Below are 23,631 nucleotides of genomic sequence, written 5' to 3' on the forward strand. Positions count from 1 at the left end.
CCGCCCGACGAGCCGCCGCCGGAGAAGCCGGAGGACGAACTGGACGGCGGTGCCGGAATGGTCGACGCAATGGTCGAGGCCATGGACGAGGAGAAGCCGCCAATGCGATCGGAAAAGTTGCCGCTGCCGAAATTGCCGGAATACCATGAGGGGGCGTAAGCGGCCGCTGCTCCCGCTGCCGCTGCCGCAAGCCATGTCTCGAAGGCCCGCGACCAGGGCTTTTCGACGCCGAGCGCCACGGCATAGGGCAGCAGCTTCTCGAAATGCTGGGGCGACATCTCTGGCGCGCCAGCCATGTTCATGCGGTCCTTCTCGGCCAGTGTCATGTACTGCCGCAGACCATCGATGCCATCCATCATCTTGGTCCCGAGCGGCGTCGGCGCGCCCATGATGAAGACGTAGAGCAGGTTCAGGAGAATGATGCCGCCGATCGCAAACAGCATCGGCGTCTCATGCACTTCAACCAGAGAGGAGAACAACGCCAGTGCTAGCGACGACACGATGCTGAAGCCGAAGAAGACGGCAAAGGCGATGGCGATCACGGACATGATCTTGGCGCCAAGCGATCTGCCGGGCCGAAACGACTTGGCGAAACCGGCAATGAAAACCGAGAGGAAGACGACAACGACAACAGGAATGATCATCAACGCGATCGTATCGGGCTCCAGCGTTCCGAAGACGAAGAGGGCCACCAGTGACGCGACGCTGAGCGCGATGCCGCCCGTCGTGTAACCGGTATTCGCGTTGTAGTACTTGCCCCGGTGCTCGCGCTCGATGGCAGCCCGGAAGCTATCGCCTGCCGATTTCACCCGGGTTCCGTTCGACTTGTCGATCGTGAGCGACCCTTTGGCTCCAACTGAATTGAGCAGGCTCGTCTCGCCCGCTTCCAGCTTCTCCTTGCCGACCGGCTTGTCCGTGCGGCGGATGACGATCGAGTTCTTCAGGTCCTCCAGTACCACATAGCCGCGCACCGCCAGATTGAGGGCGGTGGCCGACAGCGCCGTCCAGCCCTGCCCGGAAAAGCCGCGGTTATCAATGTAGTTCACCAGCGCCGGCGAGATCCCGTCGGGCGGATCCCAGCGCGGGACCAGTACCCCGCGGGCGGGGTCACGGCCAACCTTCAGCCAGGAGCGCGTGTAGTAGAGAAAGACAAGAATGAGCCCGCCGAAACCGAGAAAGTAGTCACGGTTGTCGCTAAGCCACCAGCGACGCTCATCGTCGGCACTCGGCGGATTGATCGAGCCCTTCGGCATCTTGACGGCGATCGTCAGTCCTTCGCCGGCATTGAGCGGCCGGGTCGTCGAAAACAGCAGTCGACCGCCACTCCCGGAAACGCTGGCATTCCTGTCCGTCGCACCCTGCGGGCCGGTGAAGAAGGCGGTGTCGGTCGCGCTGACACCGTCCGGAAGGTTGACCGTCGCTGTTGCTGTCAGGATCGGGAAGATCCAGCCGTTGCCGGTGACATTCCAATAGAGTTCATCGTGATCGTCGAAATAGCGGATCTGGCGATTGGTGCGGTAGGTGAAGACGTAATCGTGGCGGCCATAGCTCACGGTGACGTCTTCCGAACCGGCATAGATGCGGATACCGCCGCTGATGGACTCGGTATGCCATGGCTCGTCGCGGCCATCGCGCTTCACCGAAATGACGTCGAAATCGACGCGGCGGAGACGGCCTTCCGCATCCTGATAGGTCAACGGAAAATCGCGGAAGATACCGCGCCGGATACGATTGCCTTCGGCATTGACGGATATCGTCTCCGTCACCGTCATCGCGCCGCTCTTCTCAAGCGCGATGTCAGAGGCGAAGGCATTGATCACCTCCGCAGCGATGGCGCCACGCGCCGCAAGCATCAGAAACAAAACGAAGCAAAGGCCGAAAAGCCGTCGGATCATTATACCCCTCGCCTGCGGCGTCCCGGCCGCGTCAGATAAAGTCAGCCCTCGTCGGTATAGGTCACACCAAGCCCTGCGAGCGTGCGCCAATAGGCAGGGAACGTCTTGCCGACGCACTCCGGATCGAGAATCGTGATGCCCGCGATCTTCAGGCCGGCGAGCGCAAAGCTCATGGCAATGCGGTGGTCGGCGAAGGTGTCGATGTTGGCAGGCAGGCGTTGTCCAACTAGCGATGGATCGGACTGGACAACCAGATCGTCGCCTTCCTCGGCCGCGAGCCCCTGGCGGATGTTGTTGAGCCCGGTCGAGACGGCGCGGATACGATCGCATTCCTTGACGCGCAGATTGGCGATGCCGACGAAGCGGACGGGCGTCGCGTTGAAAGCCGCAAGAACGGCCAAGGTCGGAACAGCATCCTGCATCTGCGAACCGTCGATAACGGCTGGAAGATGCGGGAACTCGGCGATCAGATCATAGGCCTTCGCGTCCGGCTGCGTGAACGCGCCATTCGCGACACCGAGGTCGATCTTGCCCGATGTCAGCACTTCGGCCGCCCAGAGGTAGGTCGCGGCAGAGGCGTCGGGCTCGACCACGAAATCTGCTGCCGTGTAGCCGGTCGGCTCGACGCGCCAAGTCACCGCGCTCGTCTTCTCGACCTTGGCGCCGAAGGCGCGCATCGCCGCCGTCGTCAGGTCGATATAGCCGAGCGCGCCGATATCCTCACCGAGCAGCTCGATTGTCACCGCCTTGTCGCCACCGGCAGCCATCATCAGGAGCGCCGAGACGTATTGACTAGACAGGCCGCCATCGATCTGGATGCGGCTCGCCTCAAAACGGCCGGTGCCGTTCACGGTGACGGGCGGGCAACCGGTCTCGGTAGACGCATCGATGCCAAGCGAACGCAGCGCATCGACCAGCGGACCGATCGGGCGCTTGCGCATATGCTGGTCGCCATCGACGACAACGGTGCCATCGACCAGGGCGGCAGCGGCCGTCAGGAAGCGCGTCGCCGTTCCGGCATTGCCGAGGAAAAGCGGCACCTGCGGCGGCAGTAGCTTGCCGCTGCCCGTAACGACGAAGCTCGTATCATCCGGCTCCTCGATGATCACGCCCATGGCGCGGAGAGCATCGGCCATGTAGCGGGTGTCGTCACTCTTCAAAGCGCCGGTCAGGCGGCTGGTGCCCTTGGCGAGACCTGCCAGAAGCAGGGCGCGGTTGGTTATGGATTTCGAACCGGGCGGGACGGCACGACCTGTCAGCGGCTTGTCCGGCGGGATGATGGTGAGCTTGTCTTTACTCATTACCTTGTCTTTTCCGTCTTTGCGCGAGGGCCATGTCTGGCCACGATCATGCCCTGCTCATAGCAGCTTTTGCGCAAAGGCAAATGGCGGATATCAGAACTTTACGGTCGGAACGGCGCGATCTGCTTCGTTGGTGATCTCGAAATACTCGCGCTTCTGGAAACCGAACTGGCCGGCGACCAGATTGGACGGGAAGCTCTCTACCTTGACGTTCAGATCGCGAGCCGCGCCGTTATAATAGCGGCGAGCCATCTGGATTTCGCTTTCCATCGTCTCGAGCGAGGTCTGCAACTCGCGGAAATTCTCGTTTGCCTTCAGATCGGGATAGGCTTCGGCCAGCGCCAGCACGCGCCCCAGCGCCTGGCCGAGCAGGCCTTCGGCCTGGGCGCGGCCGGCGACGTCTCCAGTCGGAACCGATTGCGCCTTGTTGCGCAGGGCAACGACCTCTTCAAGCGTCGTCTTCTCGTGCGCGGCGTAGCCCTTCACCGTCTCGATCAGGTTGGGGATGAGGTCGGTGCGGCGCTTCAGCTGCACGTCGATGCCTGACCAGGCTTCCTCAGCCATCTGCCGTGCACGAACAAGGCCGTTGTAGATGAAAACGGCATAGAGCGCGGCCAGAACAATAAGGCCAAGAATAACATACATTCGCGAATCCCCCGCAACGACCGAAAGTATATCGGGAGACTATGCGCGTTACCGCAGATTGTCATCCCGCATTTCCGAGCGATCAATAGACCGGGGGTAGTGAGAAATCACGATACCGTGGCGCGAACGGACGCCCTATTTTCATCTTGCACGGTTGAAGCAACCGCGCCCGAGAAACTTGCGACGAGGATTACTCAGACCATGAGCGCAGTACTTTTCCTGCTGAACACGCTGGCCATCGCTTCGTACTTCTTTGTCCGGAAAATGGCGCGCCCGGTGGAGCGCCGTGTCGAGGTAAGAAACCACGAGCGCCGTTGACTACCGCCCTTAAGCGGCAGTTTTCGACAGATTCACGCCACCCGCATCCGTCATGAGGAAGGCTTCGCCACAGGCCTTCGCCAGCGTCCGCACCCGCAGGATATAGCTCTGGCGCTCGGTGACCGAGATCACGCCGCGCGCATCCAGCAGATTGAAGACGTGGCTCGCCTTGATGCACTGGTCATAGGCGGGGAAAACGCACTTGTGCAGCAACTGGTTGGCGTTGTCGCCCGGCGCGCCGGCCGCCAGGAGCGCCTGGCACTCCTTTTCGGCATCGATGAAGTGCCGATGCAGCATTTCCGTATTGGCGTATTCGAAATTGTGGCGTGAATATTCCTGCTCCGCCTGCAGGAAGACGTCGCCGTAGCTGATCTTCTCGTCGCCTTCACGGCCGTTGAAGTTCAGGTCGTAGACGTTGTCGACGCCTTGCACATACATCGCCAAGCGCTCCAGGCCGTAGGTCAACTCGCCCGCCACGGGCGAGCATTCGATGCCGCAGACCTGCTGGAAATAGGTGAACTGCGACACTTCCATGCCATCGCACCAGCACTCCCAGCCGAGACCCCAGGCACCGAGCGTCGGGCTTTCCCAATCGTCCTCGACGAAACGGATGTCGTGCAGCAGCGGGTCGAGACCGATGGCTGCGAGCGAGCCGAGATAGAGCTCCTGCAGGTTCGGTGGGTTCGGCTTCAGGATGACCTGATACTGATAATAGTGCTGCAGCCGGTTCGGATTCTCGCCGTAACGGCCGTCCGACGGGCGGCGCGATGGCTGTACGTAGGCAGCCTTCCACGGCTTGGGGCCGAGCGCACGCAGCGTCGTTGCCGGATGAAACGTACCAGCGCCCACCTCCATGTCGTAGGGCTGCAGTACCGCACAACCCTTGTCCGCCCAGTAGTTATGGAGCGTGAGGATCAGCGCCTGGAACGAGCGCTTCGGGTTCATGTGATCGGGGATTGCTGCAGACATGGAACGGCTTCCGAATTCGTACAAAAAGTGCGCGGACAGGTGCCACGCCGCGCCAGACGGGTCAAGGCTTTTGCGGCCCTACTCGTCCTCGTCCTTCTTCAGATGGTACTCGCCGGTGACCGGATCCTTGACCAGCGTACCGATGGCGCCGGTCTGGCGCTCCTTCTCTTCCCTGCGGGATCGTGCTGCCAGCCGCTGCGCGTCGGCAACAAAGCGGCGATAGAGAAGCCAAGCGCCTACCACTAGAACGACGATAATTATCAGTTGCGGCATGATGCCAGCCTTTAATCCCTCAGAGCCCGTATCGGCTCCACAATGCTTTTTCCTCGGCAGCCTCGACAAGCCCGCTTGCAAGACCAGCGCCGGCTCCCTCCAGGTTGGCTGACGATATACCCGGAATGCGCCTTCCGAAAAGACCGCGCGCGGGCATAACCAGTTCGAGCTTGGTTTTCGCCCCGTATCGACGCTTCAGTTCCTGGCGCATGTCGCCCAGTCCATCGATCAGGCCGAGTTCAAGGCCACGCGTGCCGGTCCAAAAAAGGCCAGAGAAGACCACATCGTCGTTCTTCAACTTGCCTGCACGCCGTTCGCGAACCATCGAAATGAAGACCTGATGAATCTCAAGCTGCAACGTCTTCAGATACTCGATGTCCTTTTCCTTCTCGGGCTGGAACGGATCGAGGATTACCTTGTTTTCACCGGCCGTGTAGACGCGGCGTTCGACGCCGATCTTTTTCAGCAGTTCCGGGAAGCCGAAGCCGCCGGACACGACCCCGATCGAGCCGACAATTGAGGTCGGATCAGCAATGATCTCGTCGCCTGCAAGGGCGATCATGTAGCCGCCGGATGCAGCAACGTCCTCGACGAAGACCAGAACCTTCTTCTGCTTTTCACGCGCGAGTTCGCGGATGCGGGTAAAGACCAGGCGCGACTGGACCGGGGAACCGCCGGGAGAATTGAGCGATATGGCCACCGCTGGCGCATCCTTGAAGCTGAACGCCTTTTCGAGGACCTGTGCCGTGGCGGCGAGATTGAGGGTCGGCCGAAACTGGCTTCCGCCGCTCATGATCGGACCGTGAAGTCGAACGACGGGGATCACCACGCCTTCCTTGCGGAAACGCTTGGGCAGCAACCTCTTCAAAAATCCGGCCATTTTCCATCCTTTGCGGCGATATCAGCAAACGTCTTCCATGTATGCAACGACACGTCAAACACAATGGTGACGGCACAAAACATCTTTCATTTGTAATTCTTGTTGCGAATGACTTGCATTATCATTCTAATCAGACATACTGGCCCTATCGGTAAGAAGGGCGAATTGCATGGACATCGTAAATCCGAACACAAAGGCCGGCTGGCGACATGAGCGCGAAGAGGCATCGCTTTCCGATGTCTACCGTTCGATCCAGACGCAGAAACACGGGACGCGCTGGCGGCGCATCGCCGCGTTCCTCGGCCCTGGCTACATGGTGGCCGTCGGCTATATGGACCCCGGCAACTGGGCGACTTCGCTCGCGGGCGGTTCGAAGTTCGGCTATGCGCTGCTGACCGTCGCCTTGCTATCCAACCTGATGGCGATTGTTCTGCAGTCGCTCTGCGCGCGCCTTGCGATCGCCTCCGGCCGCGACCTAGCCCAAGCCTGCCGTGACGCGTATCCGAAATACGTCTCCATTCCGCTATGGGCGTTTGCTGAAATTGCCATTATCGCCACCGACATCGCGGAAGTGATCGGCACGGCAATCGGTCTCAACCTGCTGTTCGGCATTCCGCTCGAACTCGGCGTGCTGATCACGGCGCTCGATGTGTTCCTTATCCTCTATCTCCAGAAGATCGGTTTCCGCTGGGTGGAAGCCTTCGTGATCGCCCTGCTCGGTATCATTGCCGTATGCTTTGGCGTGCAGATCTTCCTTGCCGATCCGGAATGGGGCGCGGTAATCCGGGGCTTCTTCCCGACGACCGAGATCGTTTCCAACCCCGAGATGCTCTATCTCGCACTCGGCATTCTTGGCGCCACCGTGATGCCGCACAATCTCTATCTGCACTCCGGCATCGTCCAGACCCGCGCCTATGGCCACACGGTGCCGGAAAAGCGCCAGGCGCTGACCTACGCAACGATCGACTCGACGATAGCGCTCTGCTTTGCGCTCCTGATCAACGCATCGATCCTGATCCTTGCTGCCGCTGCGTTCCATGCGAACGGCAAGACCGACGTCGTGGAATTGGGCGTGGCATCGTCGTTGCTCGCACCGTTGCTTGGCCTGGCAATCGCTCCGACGCTCTTTGGTATAGCATTGCTCTGCTGCGGCCTGAATTCGACGGTTACGGCAACGCTTGCCGGTCAGATTGTCATGGAAGGCTTCCTGAAGATCCGGCTTCAGCCATGGGTTCGCCGCCTCATCACCCGCGCGATCGCCATCATTCCGGCCGCCTTCGTCACCATCTGGTACGGCGACCAGGGCACAGCGGAACTACTGATCCTGACTCAGGTCGTGCTCAGCCTGCAGCTCTCCTTCGCCGTCTTCCCGCTGGTTATGTTTACGGCAAGCAAGGCGAAGATGGGCGCGCTGGTTGCACCGCGCTGGCTGAGTGCGATCGCCTACCTCATCGCGGTCCTGATCGCTGGCCTGAACATCAAGCTGCTGTTCGACTTCGTCATCGGTTAGCGCCTTTTATAGGCCGCCCGGCCATTGTTCAGATCGTCGACGAAGGACGAGAATTTATGCGTCCCTTCCTCGTGCATGATGAATGGCGCGCGCAGCGAAAGCCGCGCGCGCGACCCTTTTATAGCCGTGACAAGGATGCGTACGGCATTCTCGCCGTCGCGCGGATGGATCGCGGTGATCTCGATGCCGCCGAAGCGACGGCCACAAGCGTCGATGATCTCGGCGATCGATTCCGGCCGCGCGATTAGCGACAATTGCCCGCCAGGGATCATGATTGCCCCGGCAGTCCGCAACCAGCTATCGAAGAGACCTTCCGTCATAGCATGCGCTTCCGCCTTCAAGGCATCCGGTGTCCGGCGATCGCCTGCGTCGTTGAACGGCGGGTTCATGATGACGTGATGGAAGCTCTCGTCGACAAGGCCGGCCTCGTTTCGCGCCTTGGCCTTCAGCGTCACATCCGCCCGGATGACCGAAACGCGACCCGCCACATGCGCGTTTCCGGGTAAAAGAACGCTGCGGCGCGCATAGTCAGCCATCTCCTCCGAGCGCTCGAAGAGCACGACATGAGCCGCCGGCAGCCGCGATGCGACAGCCAGGCCGGCCGCGCCTGCGCCTGCGCCGAGATCGGCAACCTTGATAGGACGACCGTCCGCGACAAGCGCGGCGAGCAGCATTGCATCCATGCCGGCGCGATGCCCCCTGCCCTTCGGCTGCACCACATGAAAGAGCCCGCGGTGAAAGGCGTCGATGGTCTCGGCAACATCGTCCGTCATGGCAGGATCACTTCGGAGCGCGCAGTTCGTCGCCGAGCCCGGCATCCACGAGGATACGTCGTGCCCGGTCCGCTTCCTCGTCATCGACAAGCAGCCGGCGCTGCAACATGCCCAGCGACCCTTCCAGAATGCTCATTGCCTGATCGGCGATAAAGCAGTGAATGCCCGCATCTTTCAGCAGGCTCTCCGCATAGGAGAGCAGCACGGGATCATTGGCGCGGATAAGTTCATGCATTTGCCGGAAAATCCCTTTCAAATTTGCGCGACGCGACAATTCACCCCTTGCCGCGCCAATCGCCCCTTTCTATTGTCGAACTCAATAATTTAACAGGAGTCCGGGTCGTTGGGCGTGGTCATACCGCTTGAAGAAAGCAAAAACAAACTCGCATCCGTCAAGCCGCTGGTGGATTTGACCAAGGCAGATATGGAACGGGTCAACCAGCTTATCCTCTCCAAGGCCGGTTCCGATGTCCAGATGATCCCGGAGGTGGCCAACCATCTCATCTCGTCTGGAGGCAAGCGCCTGCGCCCGATGCTGACTCTGGCGTCCTCCGCGCTCTTCGGCTACAAGGGCGAGAACCACATCAAGCTCGCGACATCAGTCGAGTTCATGCACACCGCGACGCTGCTGCATGACGACGTCGTCGACGAGAGCGATCTGCGCCGCGGCAAGTCCACGGCCCGCATGATCTGGGGTAACCAGGCGAGCGTGCTCGTTGGCGACTTCCTGCTCGGACAGGCGTTCCGCATGATGGTCGATGTCGGCTCGCTCGACGCGCTGGACGTTCTCTCCTCGGCGGCTTGCGTGATCGCCGAAGGCGAAGTGCTGCAGCTTTCCGTCGCCAAGAACATGGAAACGACCGAGGATGACTACCTCGCCGTCATCCGGGCGAAGACGGCAGCGTTGTTTGCCGCTGCCGCCGAAGTCGGCCCGATCGTCGCCGATGCAGGCAAGTCCGGCCGCAACGCACTGAAATCCTACGGCATGAACCTCGGCCTCGCCTTCCAGCTCGTCGACGACGCGCTCGACTATGGCGGCAAAGCAGCCGATCTCGGCAAGAATGTCGGCGACGACTTCCGTGAGGGAAAGATCACCCTGCCAGTGATCCTCGCCTATCGCCGCGGCACCGAAGACGAGCGCGCCTTCTGGCGGCAGGCAATCGAAGGCGGCGAAAGCAGCGACCAGAACCTTGAAAAGGCGCTTGGTCTAATTGCCAAGTACGGCACGCTGAACGACACCATTGCCCGCGCGGTTCATTATGGAACCATCGCAAGAGATGCGCTTGCGCCGCTTCCCGACACGGCATGGAAATCTGCCCTGATGGAAGTCATCGACTTCTGCATCGAGCGCGTCAACTAACCGACGGCCACTGAGCGCGGGCTGAATTTGTTGCAGGACCGCTTCAAAAAAGCCATCCTGTTGTGAGTCAGTCATTTCAACTGATTTTGCAGTCGGACGAGGCCGACTGCCCGACAAGAGAGGTTTTCTAATGCGGCAGAAGCTTGCCATCCGTCTTCTTTCGAGCGCAGCCCTGGCAGCGGTCCTGTCGCTGGCTGCACTCGGCGGCGCAAATGCCGAAGAGACGGCCAAGAAGGACGATGCCGCCGCTACGGTGATGTTCGATCCGGACAGCGTCACGAGCTTCTCCGGTGCGTTTCTGGCTGCCCGTACCGCCGATGTCGACCATGACTACGAAACGGCGATCGCGCTCTACAAGAAGGCGCTGCAGATCGAGCCGGGGAACCCGGAAATCCGTCAGCGTCTGATGATCTCGCTGCTTCTCAACGGCGACATCCAGGATGGCGTCAAGTACGCCAACGACCTGAAGGGCGATCCGACAGTCGAACGCATCACGACCATCGTGCGCAGCATGGATGCTATTCGTCGCGGCGAATACAAGACGGCTGAATCGCTCCTGAAATATACCGGCCCGAACGATCTCGACCGGATGATGAACGATCTCCTGGCTGCCTGGGCGCGCGTCGGTGCTGGCCGTGGCAAGGATGCGCTTGCAATGGTCCAGAAAATGAGGGGGCCGGAATGGGTCGGCATCTTCAAGTCCTACAATGCCGGTGCGATCGCGATCGTGAACGGTGACGTCAGGGCGGCCCGCCAAAATCTCAATGACGCCGTTCTCGACAAGGACGGTGGCGCGACGGCGCCGGACACCTTCATGCGGGCAGTCATGGCGCTTGCGCGGCTGGAAGCATCCCAGGGCAACAAGCGAAAGGCGCTCGACGCAATTTCCGTCGGCGACAACCTGCTGCCGAACTACGCGCCGCTGAACGCGTTGCGTCAGAGCATCGAAAAGGGCGAGAAGCAGGAACAACAAATCCAGACGGCGAAGCAGGGTGCTGCCGGCGTACTCTTTTCCATCGGCGGCGCGCTGAACCGCGACGGCGCCGAGGATATCGTTTCGCTCTACCTTCAGACTGCAAAAACACTGGATCCGGATAGCGCCGACACGCTCGTCATGCTCGGCGGCATCGCCGAGAAGCAGGAGCAGATGGACCGCGCGATCGCGCTCTACAAGCAGGTACCAGAAACCTCGCCGATGCGCCGGATCTCTGAACTGCAGCTCGGTCTCGCCCTTGCTCAGGGCGGCAAGGTGGAGGAAGCACGCAAGCATCTCCAGAGCCTTATCGCCTCCGATCCGAAGGACATTCGCAGCTATCTCGCCTATGGCAGCGTGCTGTCGGATGCGAAAGATTACGCCGCGATGGCCGACAATTACGACAAGGCTGTTGAAGTCCTCGGTCCGCTGCCGGGCAAGGGTGCCTGGACGGTCTTCTTCCAGCGCGGCATTGCCTATGAGCGCCTGAAGAAATGGGACCAGGCCGAGCCGAATTTCCGCAAGGCTCTGGACCTCAACCCCGACCAGCCGCAGGTTCTGAACTATCTCGGCTATTCCTGGATCGACATGAACCGGAACCTCGACGAGGGGCTGGCGATGATCAAGAAGGCGGTCGATCTGCGTCCTGACGATGGCTACATCATCGACTCTCTCGGCTGGGCCTATTTCCGCCTGAACCGCTTCGACGACGCGGTGGAGGAATTGGAGAAAGCTGCCCAGATCAAGGCCGGTGACGCCACGATCAACGACCATCTCGGCGATGCCTATTGGCGTGTCGGCCGCAAACTTGAAGCCGTCTATCAGTGGAACCGCGCGCTCGGCTCCGAGCCCGAGGCCGCCGAGATCCCGAAGATCAAGGAAAAGATCGCCAACGGCTTGCCGCAGGATACGGACAACTCGAAGGCGGCAGACAAGAAGCAGCCAGATCGAGCACCGGTGGAACCGAAGCCCACGGACAAGAAGTCCTGATAGCCCATGCCCGACGCGAGCATGCGCGATGACGTGACCGTCGTCGAGAACGCTCCAGCCAAGATCAATCTGGCCCTGCACGTAACGGGCCAGAGATCCGATGGCTATCACCTTCTCGATATGCTGGTAACCTTCACCCTTCATGGGGATCGGTTGGATTTCACGTCGACCGACGAAGATGAGTTCTTGATTTCGGGGCGCTTCGCCGGGGCACTCAACGACGGCCACGACGATAATCTCGTCCTAAGGGCCCGGGACCTTCTGCGGGATGCCATCAGCCACGGCGGCGGCTCTGCTCCCACCGTCCGCATCCATCTCCAGAAGAACCTTCCGATTGCATCAGGAATCGGCGGCGGGTCGGCCGATGCCGCAGCGACGCTTCGCGGCCTGATGCGGCTCTGGAACGCATCGCTCCCTGACGCGATCATTCAGGCGATAGCCATCCGCCTCGGCGCCGACGTGCCGATGTGCCTGGCGAGCAGACCGCTGATCGCGCGCGGCATTGGCGAGCAGATCACGCCTGTCGACGACATGCCTGTGTTTGCCATGGTGCTTGCAAACCCGTTGCAAGGCGTGTCGACGCCCGAGATCTTTCGGCGATTGAAGAACAAGAGCAATGGGGCCCTCGAGATGACAGCGCAGTCCGACTGGCTCGACACGGTCCGCGCGATGCGCAATGATCTTGAGCCAGTCGCTCGGGATCTTCTGCCCGAAATTGGCGAGATCTCGGCGATGTTGGCAAAGCAAGGTGCCGCATTCGTCCGCATGTCTGGTTCCGGCGCGACTTGCTACGGCATTTTCGATACGCTTGCTGCAGCGGAAGCGGCGGCGGCCGCGCTTCGCAGCAAACGGCCGGACTGGTATTTCGAAGCGACTGAAACGATTGCTGGAGGTCATGATGCCAGGGCTGGATGATACACGTCCCTTCATTCCTGTGGGCATTGCCGTGCTGACTGTCTCCGATACGCGCACGCTGGCCGATGACCGCTCCGGAGACACGCTGGCCGCCAGGATCAAGGAGGCCGGTCATCGGTTGATCGACCGTGCAATCGTCCCGGATGATCGACAGGCAATCGCCTCGCGTGTGAAGACCTGGACAGAGCAGGACGATATCGACGTTGTCATCACTACCGGAGGAACCGGCTTTACCGGCCGCGATGTCACGCCGGAAGCTCTGGAGCCGCTTTTCGAGAAGAGGATGGACGGATTCTCGGCGGTGTTCCACCGTATCTCCTACGACAAGATCGGCACCTCGACGATTCAATCCCGTGCAACGGCGGGTGTTGCCAACGCGACCTTCATCTTCGTGCTGCCCGGTTCGCCCGGCGCGTGCAAGGACGCCTGGGACGGCATATTGAAGGCCCAGTTCGACTACCGCCACATGCCCTGCAATTTCGTGGAGATCATGCCGCGCCTCGATGAGCATCTGAAGCGCGGCGCGGGCAAATAACGGACTGCGCCGGCGAAGACCACCGTTCTACGTCCCTATACCCGGTAGGTTAGGCATCGTTTCCCAGCTTTCACCAGACAGCAGGATGCAGCTTACGCCGCGAACATCCGTGATGAGCAGCGTCCATGTGCCACTCTGCGCGGCATAGACCTCAAGCATGGCGTTATGGTTGATCAGTCCGACTGCCGTCAGCCTCTCGGCAAAGTTCTTGTCGAGGAAATTGACGACCTCGGATCGGCCTGCGCAACTGCGCATCATCTGCGATGCTGCCGAATGCGGATGCGCGATCATCGATGTCGTCAATATGACAGCCAATAACAGGCTGCGGATCATATTGCGTTTCATGACGCACCTCCTTTTGCCGGAAACCGGCAGAAGAGGAGACTTCCGCTGACCTGTTCTGCCGCCTAACGGCATTCCATGGCCGACCGTCACGAAGCGAGGCGCTCGGGCGGCGCCACGGCTGAATTATAGCGCAAAACTGTTTAGGGCGCCATTATTTGCGGGAAATAGCACCAACTCGCGCCAGCTTATCGTGCGGCGCGCGCGACCCAAGATGGAATCAGTTCGCTGCTGAGCTTGCGCAGTTTCTGCCCCTTCGCGAACTCGGAAAGGCGCATCCCGCTTCTCGCCGTGGCTACCGCCTGCTTCTTCGGGAGAAGAAGCCCGAGCTCCAGCGGCGATGAGGCCCGGCCGATGCGCTGCAGCAAAGGGCGCTTATACCCACGGGAGGCGGTGAAACGCGCCGGCAGCTTGTTCAACGCCATGTACTCGGCGATTTCATCGATCCAGCCAGTCTGCGGCCGCGCGCCCGCCTCGACGAAGAGCAACCACTCGCCCCGCGCCGACCGCACTATATCCTTGATATCCCATTGCGAATGAAAGCGGCAGCCGGCTGCGTCGGCCACCCTCGACGTCCCGTCTCTGGAATCGTGGTCAAGCACCACGACGTCACTGACGAGCCCTTCCACTGCGCCTGCAACCAACACCGACAACGTCTGCGCCAATTCAGGTTCCTGATCCTGGCATTCAAGTACAACAGTCAACATTGCCCATTCATAGAGCACCGCACAAATTTTTGCCAGCGGCACTTTCCTCATTTTGTTCTTGCATTGTTCTCATTTTGCCGATAGGAATTTAATCATCAAACCGGATGGAAGCAAAGCTTCCGCCAGCGGAGAATCCGATGAACGAGCAGTCCCTTGCAGGGCAGGCCGCATTCGCGCCTGCCAACACGGCAGATATTGCCGATGCGATGATCGCATCTGCCGGCCTGCGGATCGACGTCGACCGCCGACGGGGGCGCGCGGCCGGACTCAATCCGAGTGGCCGTTTCGAGCCTTTGCGACGGGAGTCCTTCGACGATGGCTGGCAGAATCTTGAGGATTTGCCACCGTTCAAGACCGAAGTGCAGATCGAGAAGCCTCGCACAGCCATCACCCGCAATGAATCGCCGGACATTCCCTTCGACCGCTCGATCAACCCCTATCGCGGCTGCGAACACGGCTGCATCTACTGCTTCGCGCGGCCGACGCATGCCTATATGGGGCTTTCCGCCGGTCTCGACTTTGAAGCCAAGCTCTTTGCCAAGCCGGATGCGGCAAAGCTTCTGGAGCGCGAACTGGCAAAGCCCGGCTATAAGCCGCGCGTGATCGCGATCGGAACCAACACCGACCCCTATCAGCCGATCGAGAAGGAATGGCGCATCATGCGGCAGATCCTCGAGGTGCTTGATAAGGCGAACCATCCGGTTTCGATCGTAACCAAGTCGGCAATGATCATGCGTGACCTCGATATTCTCTCGGCGATGGCAGAGAGGAACCTTGTTCGTGTTTCGCTGTCGGTGACCACGCTCGATCGGAAGCTGGCGCGGACCATGGAGCCTCGTGCTTCGACACCGACGCGCCGGCTGGAAGCGATCCGCGCACTCTCCGAGGCAGGGATCCAGACATCGGTCATGGCTGCTCCGATGATCCCTGCGCTCAACGATCATGAACTGGAGCGTATTCTGGATGCGGCTCACGCCGCCGGCGCTACGGAGGCCGGTTATGTGATCCTGCGTCTGCCGCTTGAGGTGTCGCCGCTGTTTCGCGACTGGCTGCTGCAGAATTATCCCGACCGCTACCGCCACGTCATGTCGCTGGTTCGCTCGATGCGCGGCGGCAAGGATTATGACGCGGAGTTCGGCAAGCGAATGAAAGGTGCCGGCCCCTATGCCTGGCAGATCGCGCGCCGTTTCGAGATGGCTACGAAGCGGCTGGGCATGACCCGTCGCAGCATGCCGCTGCGCGACGACCTGTTCGTGCCTCCTGACGGCAGCGGCGTCCAGCTTACACTGCTTTGATATTTGCGCTTCGCGGATGGTCACCCTGCCCTTCCGCGCTCGAGTCCCCGGCCCGCCGCCCTGATCCGGGGACTTGCAGGAAATCGGGTTGGCGTGCGAGGTTCAACCGCATGAAACGTCGCACGTCACCCGATTCTCCCATGCTTTTCGAAGATGTCCCTCTCGTGCCGGATTTCCGGCTGGAGCTGAAGGCGCGCAAGGCCGGCCATTGGCCGGTTGCCGGCGCCGATGAAGCAGGGCGCGGGCCACTCGCCGGCCCTGTCGTGGCGGCTGCCGTTATTCTCGATCCAAGGCGTATTCCCGACGGCCTGAACGACTCGAAGCAGCTTTCGGCGCAGAAACGCGAGGAACTCTTCGTGCAGATCCTCGCAACGGCGACCGTATCGATCGCATCCTCAAGCTCGACGCGCATCGATGAGACGGATATTCGCAAAGCCAGCCTGGACGCCATGCGCCGCGCCATTTGTGGCTTGTCTGTCCCCGCAAGCTATGTCCTGACTGACGGGCTCGACGTTCCACCGGGCCTGGCCTGCCCCGGGCAGGCGGTCGTCAAGGGCGACGCCCGCTCCGTCTCCATCGCTGCGGCCTCGATCGTCGCCAAGGTGACACGCGACCGGATGATGGCGCGCGCCGACAGCAGCTTCCCCGCCTACGGCTTTGCAGCGCATGTCGGCTACGGCACCGCGCAGCACCGGGCCGGCATCGAAAAACACGGGCCCTGCCCGCTCCACCGCATGAGCTTCAAGCCGCTCAGCCAGTTCACGGTGACCGAGACGGAGTGAGCCGACGCATCAGCGGCGCAGCAGACCGACAAGAAGGGCCTCGCGATGGCGGGCGAGGTAGGCGATGTCGGCCTCATAAAGGCGGCCGTCTCCCTCCAGGAGATCATCACTGTACTTGGTCGATCCGGCGTCCGCCTGCTGCTTCATGAAGTCGAGAAGGCTGCGCAACCGCTCGGTCACGGCATCGACGATGGCGGCGCGTTCCCGGTTCGCCAGACCATAGGCATCAAGGAAGCGGCGAGCGCGGGCGATCTGCGCGTCGATATCGGCCAGCGGCGCGGCGGCGTGCTGCGACAGCGGCGCCCAGCGATAGAGCGCGTAGGCGAGATCCCATGAACGCGGCGCCGGGTGCGCCGTCTCGAAGTCGATGATCCCCGCCACCACTCCATCGCGTAACACCACGTTGTAGGGCGCGAAGTCGCCATGGCAGATCGTTTCGAACGGAACTCGCGGCGGCAATTGCCACACCCGTCCCGCCCAGTCGGCGGCGATCGCCGCCGTGTAATCGTGAAGGCGGCGCAGGAGGACTGCTGCCGATACCAGGACCGGCTCAGACTGCATCTCGGCATCGGTTTCGATCTCGGCGACGCGGCCCTCCACGAAGCTGACGCGCTCCCATTGCCCGGTGAAGCCGGCGGCAGCGGGTACGGCATCAAACCCCTGCGCTTGAATATGTGTAAGAAGCTCCTGGACAGCCTCGCTCCACGGTCGGCGTGAGCGCCAGACCAACCCGTCGCGCAGGTACGGCTCGCGCGTGTCTTCGCTCGTCAACATCGGCATCCTCCTCGCCACGATCAGAGTACAAAAACAAAAAGCCCCGCAGTGCGGGGCTTTTCAGCAGCTCGTGGCTCACCTCAGTTGAGGCGGCTCTTGACCTGGCCAACGGCGTCACTGAAAAGTTCGGACTGAACCTTCTTGTCTGCCTTCTTCGCCAGAACGTTTTCGGCAGCAGCGATCGCCAGATCGACGGCTGCGGAACGAACCGCCTTCATCGCATCGGCTTCGGCCTGCTTGATCTTCTGCTCGGAAACCGCCGTGCGGTTCGCGACGAATTCTTCCGTCTTCTTCTTGGCTTCGACAGTGAGCATTTCAGCTTCGCGCTCGGCAGCGGCAACGATGTGCGCGGCTTCGGCTTCAGCTTCCTTGCGCTTGCGCTGATACTCGGCAAGCAGATGCTGGGCCTCTTCGCGCAGACGCTTGGCTTCCGCCAGCTCATTGCGGATCTGGTCGGCGCGATCGTCAAGCGACTTCGCCATCATGCCCGGAACCTTGAGGTACACGACCAGCGCCAGGAACAGGACGAGGCCGACGAATGCGAAGAATGTTGCGTCGAGTGCAAATTCCATCGATCAAGCCCCCTTCTTGATTTCAGCGACCGCAGCGGCAACATCTGCCTGTGCCGAGGTTCCGATCAGCTGTTCCACGACAGCCGTTGCAGTTTCTTCTGCGATGGTTCCAACGTCAGCGAATGCTTTCGCCTTGATGTCGGCGATGCGACCTTCAGCGGCTTTCAGCTTTTCGGCGAGGCCGGCTTCAACAGTCTTGCGGTCGGCTTCAGCCTTCAGCTTGGCTGCGTCGCGAGCGGCGGTGCCAATCGCGCTCGACTTGGCGCGGGCGGCAGCCAATTCGGCTTCGTATGCGGCAACGTCGGCGTCGGCTTCCGCCTTCAGGCGGCTTGCCTCGTCGAGGTCCTGCGAGATGCGGTTGTGGCGCTGCTCGAGGATAGTGCCGATGCGCGGCGCGATAACCTTTTGCATGAGCACGAAGAAGACAACAAACGTAATCGCCAGCCACAGCAGCTGCGAGGCGTAGGTCGTCGAATCGAAAGGCGGGAATACACCGCCACCATGATGCTCGGCTGGCACGCCGGTCTCGGTGTGGACATCGCCTGCGGCCGGAGCGGCATGCGGGTCTGTACCGGTCGCTGCACCAGTTTCTGCGGTTCCCGCCGGGGCCTCTTCGGCGTAAGCCGGGGTCACAAAAAACATGCTCACCTCCAGGTGTACTGCAAATGCAAAAGATCACGGCATGCGGACTGCAGGCCGTGATCCTTCAATGCGCCTGTATTAAACGGCGAAGAGCAGGAGGAGAGCGACGAGCAGCGAGAAGATGCCCAGAGCTTCCGTAACGGCGAAGCCGAAAACCAGACGGCCGAACTGGCTGTCAGCAGCAGACGGGTTGCGCAGAGCGCCGGACAGGTAGCTGCCGAAGATGTTGCCGAGGCCGAGAGCCGTACCGGCCATACCAAAGCAAGCCAGACCTGCACCGATGAACTTTGCTGCTTCCGCTTCCATGTTGAACTCCTTTGAAATGGTTGTGTTGCGGCGATTTGACTGACGCCCGAGTGACGTCAATGTCGGTATCCCTTAGTGGCCACCCGGATGGACCGCATCGTTGAGGTACATGCAAGTCAGCACCGCAAAGACGTAGGCCTGGAGGAAGGCGACGAGGAACTCGAGACCGGTCAGGGCGACCGTCATAATGAGAGGAAGAATGGCACCACCGATACCGACCGCACCCATTGCTCCGAGCGAGGCAACGAAGCCTGCGAACACCTTGAGGGTGATGTGACCAGCCAGCATGTTGGCGAAAAGACGAACGGAGAGAGAAATCGGGCGGGACAGGAACGAGATGATTTCGATCGCCACGACGAGCGGCAGAAGAATGCCAGGAACGCCGGAGGGGATAAAGACGTTCAGGAAATGGAAGCCATGCTTGTAGAAGCCGTAGACCAGAACGGTACCGATAACGAGCAGCGCCAGCGCGAAGGTGACGATGATCTGGCTGGTGACCGTGAAGAAGTACGGGAACATGCCAAGCAGGTTTGCCGTCAGCACGAACATGAAAAGCGAGAAGACCAGCGGGAAGAACTTCATTCCCTTTGAGCCGGCGCCTTCCTTCAGCATGTTGGCGATGAACTCGTAGGACATCTCCGCAACCGACTGCGAGCGGCCAGGCACGATCGCCCGGTTCGACGTCGAGAAATACAGAAAGCCAGCAGCAACGGCAGCCGACGCCACCATGAAGAGCGATGCATTCGTAAACGAGAAATCAATTCCGCCGACTTCGATCGGCACAATCTTCTGGATCAGGAACTGATGGGTCGGATCGTTAGACACCGCTTGTTCTCTCTATCTTTAGCCCACGCGAGGCGGGATCATTGCACTGGATCGAACGCCGGAGCGCTACGCCCTATTTTCCACCATTCCGGTGCTCCGTTGGATCGGGCTTCGCAACCCTTCCCGCAGCACGCAGAACGTTCAATACACCGGCACAGAATCCAAGAAGAAGAAGAACAATCAACCCCCAAGGCGTCGTGCCGACAAAACGGTCGAAGAGATAGCCAAGAACGGCGCCAACCACGATTGCGGAAATGAATTCGCTCGAAAGCTTCATCGCCTGGGCATAGCCTTTGCGGCTCGCCTCAGCGCTGGCTTCGATAGCCTCTTCCTTCCCCGCTTCGACGCGCCTGGTTGCGAGTTCCGCTTCCAATTGCGCCCGGCGCTTCTCAAGACTTTCCTCGCGGTCTTCCGCCATGGTGCTCTCCTCTGCCAGCCGCTGTCCGCGATCCCGCTACCCCGGTTCTCCGGACAACGACCTCAAGGTTTGAGAACCTTTCGGCCCGTTCTGAAGTCGCGCGCAACATAGTTTTAGCAAAAAGCATAGTCAAGGCGTAGCAGGTCGATGTCCAGCCATAAAATAAGCGATCAAAAACATAGGCTTAGGCCGTCAGCTGCGGACTACGCCAAAATCGACCGGAAGAATCCGCTTTTGTGGGGGGCGATGACGCGCAGAATCCCGTCGGTATCGCCTTTTTCTCAGCTCCAGCCGCCGCCATAGGTGCGATAGAAGACATGCAGGCCAATGCGTCCGACCTTTTCCATCGTCTTGGCCCATTTCGGACGAACATAGACGGCATGGTAATGAGTCGAGGATCCGACCTGCGGGAGCCAGATCTTGCCTGCGGTGACGGCCATGGCCACTTCGCGGGCGATTCTCCAGTGATACTGCGAGTTCACACGATCCTTGATGCTGTCGCAGGCAAAGGAGAACTGGCAACGGTTGCGCCAGTCTTCGTTCTGGTAGACGACGCCGCAGATGGTCTTGGGGTATGCCGGATTGCGGACGCGGTTGAGAATGACCTGGGCGACGGCGGCCTGCCCCTTTACCGTCTCGCCACGTGCTTCGAAATAGATGCCTGATGCCAGGCACTGCTGTTCAGCTGCTGAAAATACAGAAGGAGGCAGAACACTTGCGGCCCAGGCGTGGTCGCGCGGACCAATCTGCGGCACGAAGCGGCCGTCGTCGGCCTTCTCGGTCAAGATCGAATCGAACGGGGACTGGCGGGAATAGTCCGGCGCGGCCGGCGCATAGGCCGTCGCCAGCACATCAGCCTTGGGGTTCGTCACAAGGCCGGCCAGCATGGGCGAGACGCCGCGATCCGGCTTGGGCGGCTGTTTCTTATAAAAATTGGTCGCGATCTGGATTTCCTTGCCCTTGATCTTCGGCTTCACGAAAGCCGACTTATCCTTCAGGTCGAAAGTCGGCTGGAAAAGCAGACGCGTGCGCTGCAGAATCGATCCGGCTGAGAAATCCTTTGGCGGCTGCACCTTTTCGACGGCAACGACGCGCCCCTTCTTGGACGGGCGATTGATGCGATCTTCATCCGGCGTCGCCTCGTGTCCCTTGTCCTTCGCCATGAAAGCGACCTTGCGACCGTCGGGTAGGACCATGCCCGCTCCGGCGGCGATCGTACCTGTCACAACGGGATCAGCAAAGGTGAGCTCCGCCTGATGGATCGAACCTGCCGGCGAATTGGTCAGAACCATGCGCCAGTTTTCCCGGCCCTGATCGAGGCCGGCAAGCAGAGCGGCCAGGTCAGCATGAGACGCCATCGTCGGCGACATCAGCCATCCGCAAACGCCGAAGAGCGCGGGTGAACTCCAGTTTTGAAGCAAGAGGCGCAGCTTGCCAAGGGAACGGCTATTTCGACGCAACGCAAGACTCCGGCATGAGACGCATGAACATGCCGTTGAAAATGTCTCATTAACCTTGATGCTTGGTTAATGACGGCGCCCTTGGGAGAGAAAGAATTAGCACTAGGAAAAATAAAAGCCCGGCGGATCGCCGGGCTTTCATCTGAGGTATTTGCTCACCTAAAGCGCGTCGCGATCTTTCAGATTCGCTCGTGCGCTTCAGCTCATTGTTTTCTCGCATGTCTTTATCCCGAAACCGGTGACCACTTTCGGGAGACATGTTTTAGATGATGACGTGCGAGCCGAGCTCCACCACGCGGTTTGCGGGTAGGCGGAAGTAATCCGATGGATTGGCCGCGGCATTGGCAAGCGCGATGTAGAGGCGGTCCTGCCAATACGGCATGCCCGACTTCGCATCGGGAACGAGCTTGCGGCGCCCGAGATAGAAGGACGTGGACATAATGTCGAACTTCAGGCCGGTCTTGCGCAGCGTCGCCAGTGCTTGGGAGACATTCTGCGATTCCATGAACCCGAACAGCAGTTCGACGCGCGAGAAGCGCTCCGAGATCTGCTCGACCTTGTAGCGGTCGGCGCTCGCGACACGCGGCTTGTTGATCGTGCGGATCGTCAGGATGACGTTCTTGTCGTGCAGGACGTGGTTGTGCTTCAGATTGTGCAGCAGCGCGGCCGGAGCCGATTCCGGATCGCTGGTCAGGAAGATCGCCGTGCCAGGGACCTGCGCCGGCGAATGGTCGCTCTTGCGCTCGATCGAGCTGACGAACGATGCCAGCGGAATATCCGTATGACGCGTTTTCTCCATCAAGAGAGCAGAACCGCGCCGCCACGTCCACATGATCACGGTAAATGCGGTGGCGATCAGGATCGGGATGTAACCACCATCGTGGATCTTCAGGAGGTTTGCGCCCAGGAAGATGAGTTCCAGGCCAAGCAGCGGCGCAAGTGCCAGCGTCGCAACCAGGATGGACCAGTTCCAGCGAACTCGCACGAACTCGAAGGCCATGATGGAGGTCACGACCATCGCGCCGGTGACCGAGATACCGTAGGCCGTTGCCAGCGCATCCGACGTCTTGAAGCTGATAACGAGGAAGATAACGCCGAAGAAGAGCACGGCGTTCACTGACGGTACGAATATCTGTCCCGTGTTGGTTTCCGAGGTGAAGAGGACCTCCATGCGCGGCAGGAAGCCGAGGTTGATCCCCTGGCGAACCAGCGAGAAGGCACCCGTAATGACGGCTTGGCTGGCAATAATCGTCGCCGCGGTGGCGAGGATGACGGCAGGCAACAGCGCCCATTGCGGGAACATCAGGTAGAACGGATCCGACATCGTCGCCGGATTGCCGAGCACCAACGCCCCCTGCCCCAGATAGTTCAGCGTCAATGACGGGAAGACCAGCGCAAACCACGCCCACTGGATCGGCCGACGACCGAAGTGGCCAAGGTCGGCGTAAAGCGCTTCGGCGCCTGTTACGGTCAGGAACACCGCGCCGAGCACGATGACGCCGTAGAACCCTTCATGCAGCAGGAAGCTCACCGCGTAGTAGGGATTGAATGCGGCGAGGATGCCGAAATCGTCCGAGATATGCGAGATGCCCGCGGCTGCCATCGCGAGAAACCATAGGGCGGTGATTGGCCCGAAGAAGCGCGCCATGGTGCCGGTCCCGCGGGACTGCACGGCAAACAGCAGCGCCAGAATGAAGACCGAAATCGGCACGATGTAGCTGGTCAGGCTTGGCGCCACGAGCTTCAGACCTTCGACGGCCGACAACACCGAAAGCGCCGGCGTGATCATCGCATCGCCGAGGAACAGCGCTGCACCGACGAGACCGAGCAGCATCAGCAGCGCGGTGTGTCCGTTGGCGGTCTTCATCAACAGTGCCAGCAGAGAAAGCGTCCCGCCCTCGCCTTCGTTATCGGCGCGGAGCAGGAAGAGCACGTACTTGATAGTGACGATAATGGTCAGAGCCCAGATCATCAGAGAGATGAGACTGATCACCTCGAAACGAGTGAGACCATCGGCGGCGATGGGCTTCAACGCTTCGCGGAACGCATAGAGCGGGCTGGTACCGATATCGCCATAGACGACGCCGACGGAGCCCAGCGCAAGGTAAAACAGCTTGCGCGGCTTCATTTTTCGTTCGTGTGAATGGCTGCCTTCGTGCATGAAATGAAAA

Annotated in this window: 25 protein-coding genes; 7 read left to right on the forward strand and 18 right to left on the reverse strand. The window is 60.6% G+C overall.

Going from position 1 to position 23,631, the window contains the following annotated elements; translation table 11 throughout:
- The 6 genes from JNB88_RS20110 to JNB88_RS20135 all read right to left on the reverse strand — a co-directional run.
- The coding region (locus JNB88_RS20110; RefSeq protein WP_220356986.1) for a DUF2207 domain-containing protein at positions 1-1,895 on the reverse strand (1,895 nt) is incomplete at its 3' end.
- 41 nt (positions 1,896-1,936) lie between these two features.
- The gene (aroA, locus tag JNB88_RS20115) at positions 1,937-3,196 is read right to left on the reverse strand and encodes a 3-phosphoshikimate 1-carboxyvinyltransferase (RefSeq protein WP_220356987.1); all 1,260 of its coding nucleotides are present in this window, start codon (positions 3,194-3,196) and stop codon (positions 1,937-1,939) included.
- Positions 3,197-3,289: 93 nt separating this feature from the next.
- Complete coding sequence (locus JNB88_RS20120; protein ID WP_037135632.1) at positions 3,290-3,841, reverse strand: LemA family protein; 552 nt, start codon at positions 3,839-3,841, stop codon at positions 3,290-3,292.
- A gap of 327 nt (positions 3,842-4,168) precedes the next feature.
- Entirely contained in the window at positions 4,169-5,104 is a 936-nt protein-coding gene (locus tag JNB88_RS20125) for a glycine--tRNA ligase subunit alpha (RefSeq protein WP_220357114.1), read from the reverse strand.
- A gap of 102 nt (positions 5,105-5,206) precedes the next feature.
- A complete protein-coding gene (locus tag JNB88_RS20130; RefSeq protein ID WP_037135827.1) occupies positions 5,207-5,401 on the reverse strand; it encodes a hypothetical protein in 195 nt (64 codons plus the stop codon).
- 19 nt (positions 5,402-5,420) lie between these two features.
- Positions 5,421-6,281, reverse strand: a complete 861-nt coding sequence (locus JNB88_RS20135; protein WP_037135628.1) for a S49 family peptidase — start codon at positions 6,279-6,281, stop codon at positions 5,421-5,423.
- A gap of 169 nt (positions 6,282-6,450) precedes the next feature.
- On the opposite strand from JNB88_RS20135, the gene JNB88_RS20140 reads away from it, so the two are divergent.
- On the forward strand, positions 6,451-7,791 hold the full coding sequence (locus tag JNB88_RS20140; protein WP_037135626.1) for an Nramp family divalent metal transporter: 1,341 nt from the start codon (positions 6,451-6,453) through the stop codon (positions 7,789-7,791).
- Here the strand turns inward: JNB88_RS20140 and JNB88_RS20145 are convergent.
- Positions 7,788-8,564: a tRNA1(Val) (adenine(37)-N6)-methyltransferase gene (locus tag JNB88_RS20145; protein WP_220356988.1), complete on the reverse strand. Its 777-nt coding sequence runs from the start codon at positions 8,562-8,564 to the stop codon at positions 7,788-7,790. The two genes, JNB88_RS20140 and JNB88_RS20145, sit on opposite strands and share 4 nt — an antisense overlap.
- A gap of 7 nt (positions 8,565-8,571) precedes the next feature.
- Positions 8,572-8,799 carry a putative signal transducing protein gene (locus JNB88_RS20150; protein ID WP_037135623.1) on the reverse strand — a complete coding sequence of 76 codons (228 nt, stop codon included), beginning with the start codon at positions 8,797-8,799 and terminating at the stop codon, positions 8,572-8,574.
- 108 nt (positions 8,800-8,907) lie between these two features.
- Between JNB88_RS20150 and JNB88_RS20155 the strand changes: the two genes are divergently transcribed.
- From JNB88_RS20155 to moaB, 4 genes are all read left to right on the forward strand, one after another.
- On the forward strand, positions 8,908-9,924 hold the full coding sequence (locus tag JNB88_RS20155) for a polyprenyl synthetase family protein (RefSeq protein WP_037135622.1): 1,017 nt from the start codon (positions 8,908-8,910) through the stop codon (positions 9,922-9,924).
- A 130-nt stretch (positions 9,925-10,054) separates the two neighbouring features.
- A complete protein-coding gene (locus tag JNB88_RS20160; RefSeq protein ID WP_220356989.1) occupies positions 10,055-11,887 on the forward strand; it encodes a tetratricopeptide repeat protein in 1,833 nt (610 codons plus the stop codon).
- 6 nt (positions 11,888-11,893) lie between these two features.
- Positions 11,894-12,802 carry a 4-(cytidine 5'-diphospho)-2-C-methyl-D-erythritol kinase gene (locus tag JNB88_RS20165; RefSeq protein WP_220356990.1) on the forward strand — a complete coding sequence of 303 codons (909 nt, stop codon included), beginning with the start codon at positions 11,894-11,896 and terminating at the stop codon, positions 12,800-12,802.
- The gene (gene moaB, locus JNB88_RS20170) at positions 12,786-13,337 is read left to right on the forward strand and encodes a molybdenum cofactor biosynthesis protein B (protein WP_220356991.1); all 552 of its coding nucleotides are present in this window, start codon (positions 12,786-12,788) and stop codon (positions 13,335-13,337) included. The genes JNB88_RS20165 and moaB overlap by 17 nt, the downstream gene beginning before the upstream one ends.
- 27 nt (positions 13,338-13,364) lie before the next feature.
- On the opposite strand, the gene JNB88_RS20175 is transcribed toward moaB, so the two are convergent.
- Together JNB88_RS20175 and JNB88_RS20180 are read right to left on the reverse strand one after the other, a co-directional pair.
- Positions 13,365-13,682 carry a hypothetical protein gene (locus tag JNB88_RS20175; protein ID WP_220356992.1) on the reverse strand — a complete coding sequence of 106 codons (318 nt, stop codon included), beginning with the start codon at positions 13,680-13,682 and terminating at the stop codon, positions 13,365-13,367.
- Between the two features lie 185 nt (positions 13,683-13,867).
- Positions 13,868-14,386, reverse strand: coding sequence for a glycosyltransferase family 2 protein (locus JNB88_RS20180; protein ID WP_220357115.1), 519 nt, complete (start codon positions 14,384-14,386; stop codon positions 13,868-13,870).
- Positions 14,387-14,523: 137 nt separating this feature from the next.
- Here JNB88_RS20180 and JNB88_RS20185 point away from each other — a divergent pair, with 137 nt between their 5' ends.
- Positions 14,524-15,681: a PA0069 family radical SAM protein gene (locus JNB88_RS20185; RefSeq protein WP_220356993.1), complete on the forward strand. Its 1,158-nt coding sequence runs from the start codon at positions 14,524-14,526 to the stop codon at positions 15,679-15,681.
- Between the two features lie 110 nt (positions 15,682-15,791).
- Positions 15,792-16,463: a ribonuclease HII gene (locus JNB88_RS20190; RefSeq protein WP_037135615.1), complete on the forward strand. Its 672-nt coding sequence runs from the start codon at positions 15,792-15,794 to the stop codon at positions 16,461-16,463.
- Positions 16,464-16,472: 9 nt separating this feature from the next.
- Here JNB88_RS20190 and JNB88_RS20195 read toward each other — a convergent pair whose 3' ends face one another.
- From JNB88_RS20195 to JNB88_RS20230, 8 genes are all read right to left on the reverse strand, one after another.
- Positions 16,473-17,237, reverse strand: a complete 765-nt coding sequence (locus JNB88_RS20195; protein WP_220356994.1) for a phosphotransferase — start codon at positions 17,235-17,237, stop codon at positions 16,473-16,475.
- Between the two features lie 80 nt (positions 17,238-17,317).
- Positions 17,318-17,809: a F0F1 ATP synthase subunit B gene (locus JNB88_RS20200; RefSeq protein ID WP_037139595.1), complete on the reverse strand. Its 492-nt coding sequence runs from the start codon at positions 17,807-17,809 to the stop codon at positions 17,318-17,320.
- A 3-nt stretch (positions 17,810-17,812) separates the two neighbouring features.
- A complete protein-coding gene (locus JNB88_RS20205; RefSeq protein WP_037139593.1) occupies positions 17,813-18,451 on the reverse strand; it encodes a F0F1 ATP synthase subunit B in 639 nt (212 codons plus the stop codon).
- A gap of 78 nt (positions 18,452-18,529) precedes the next feature.
- On the reverse strand, positions 18,530-18,757 hold the full coding sequence (locus JNB88_RS20210; protein WP_003588243.1) for a F0F1 ATP synthase subunit C: 228 nt from the start codon (positions 18,755-18,757) through the stop codon (positions 18,530-18,532).
- A 72-nt stretch (positions 18,758-18,829) separates the two neighbouring features.
- Positions 18,830-19,582, reverse strand: coding sequence for a F0F1 ATP synthase subunit A (locus JNB88_RS20215; protein ID WP_037139586.1), 753 nt, complete (start codon positions 19,580-19,582; stop codon positions 18,830-18,832).
- 73 nt (positions 19,583-19,655) lie between these two features.
- Entirely contained in the window at positions 19,656-20,000 is a 345-nt protein-coding gene (locus JNB88_RS20220; RefSeq protein ID WP_037139582.1) for an AtpZ/AtpI family protein, read from the reverse strand.
- Positions 20,001-20,281: 281 nt separating this feature from the next.
- Positions 20,282-21,460 carry a cell wall hydrolase gene (locus JNB88_RS20225; RefSeq protein ID WP_220356995.1) on the reverse strand — a complete coding sequence of 393 codons (1,179 nt, stop codon included), beginning with the start codon at positions 21,458-21,460 and terminating at the stop codon, positions 20,282-20,284.
- Between the two features lie 262 nt (positions 21,461-21,722).
- A complete protein-coding gene (locus tag JNB88_RS20230; protein ID WP_037139578.1) occupies positions 21,723-23,621 on the reverse strand; it encodes a potassium transporter Kup in 1,899 nt (632 codons plus the stop codon).
- Between the last annotated feature and the right edge of the window lie 10 nt (positions 23,622-23,631).

Origin of the sequence: Rhizobium cauense (genome assembly GCF_019511525.1) — a bacterium.
Taxonomy (GTDB): Bacteria; Pseudomonadota; Alphaproteobacteria; order Rhizobiales; family Rhizobiaceae; genus Rhizobium; species Rhizobium cauense.